The sequence below is a fragment of the Desulfocastanea catecholica genome, assembly GCF_054657295.1.
In genome coordinates this window covers 1-427 of record NZ_BAAHYZ010000137.1, presented here as the reverse complement: position 1 = coordinate 427, position 427 = coordinate 1, and the positions used below count along the sequence as shown (strand labels likewise).

Annotated in this window: 1 protein-coding gene; it reads right to left on the bottom strand. The window is 37.2% G+C overall.

The annotated features are described in order from the left end of the window. Window positions 1-99: 99 nt before the first annotated feature. Window positions 100-342, bottom strand: a complete 243-nt coding sequence (locus ACYQ8U_RS23225) for a CopG family transcriptional regulator (RefSeq protein WP_459947930.1) — start codon at window positions 340-342, stop codon at window positions 100-102. Between the last annotated feature and the right edge of the window lie 85 nt (window positions 343-427).

Genomic DNA, 427 nt, shown 5'->3' with positions numbered 1-427 from the left:
TGGAATTGTTATTTTTGACAAACAGGACCGTCTTTTGATGGTATTTGTCTGATGAGTCGAAGAGTGCGATTAAAGGACCACTGTCGATTAATATTTTACTCATGTCCTCTTGGCTTTAATTTTATCTTTCAGAATCTTTTTTCTATTTGAAGACAAATCATCGCGGCCACTGGCATATTTGCCGAACAAGTCCTGACCGGTTTCCCAAGAACTTTGTTTTTCTACTTTTTCAATGTAACTAACGAGACTTTTACGAATCAACTCTGACTTCGAAAGGCCGAGATTTTTTGCTGCAAGAGATACTTTTTGTTCCAATTTGGGATCAAGTCTTAATGTGATCATAGCTCACCTCCGTATTACGAATTGTAATACGGAGGTCGTTATCTGTCTAGAGTTTTCTTTGTAATCAGCAACCGATTAATCATAG